The 401-nt window shown below is 52.1% G+C and carries 1 protein-coding gene; it reads right to left on the reverse strand.

Translation table 11 applies throughout. The annotated features are described in order from the left end of the window. Nucleotides 1-32: 32 nt before the first annotated feature. A partial coding sequence (locus ACHAC9_RS24555; protein WP_435764438.1) for a transposase occupies nucleotides 33-401 on the reverse strand: 369 nt, incomplete at its 5' end.

Raw genomic sequence — 401 nt, forward strand, 5'->3', positions numbered from 1 at the left:
TGAACTGACCCCGTAAAGTTGGACGGTTAGGTCTAGTGAACGGCCAAGGGCTGGGTTCTGTATTGAACAGGACTCAGCCCTTTTAGCTTCATCTTGATGCGGTCGTGATTGTAGTAGTGAATGTACTTCTTGAGGCCGGTTTGCAGCTCGTCGACGCTGCTGAATTTATTCAAGTAGAAAAACTCTGACTTCAGCACGGCGAAGAAGCTTTCCATTGAGGCGTTATCGAGGCAATTCCCCTTGCGTGACATGCTCTGCACAACGCACTTTTCCCTTAGAGCCCGTTGGTAGGCTGGCATTCGATACTGCCATCCCTGGTCCGAATGCAGGATCGGCTTGTCGTCTGGCTTGAGCTTGGCCAGCGCCTTCTTGAGCATGATGCCTACCAGGCTGAACTCCGG

It is taken from the genome of Massilia sp. CMS3.1 (assembly GCF_051262535.1).
In the GTDB taxonomy this organism is placed as follows: domain Bacteria; phylum Pseudomonadota; class Gammaproteobacteria; order Burkholderiales; family Burkholderiaceae_D; genus Telluria.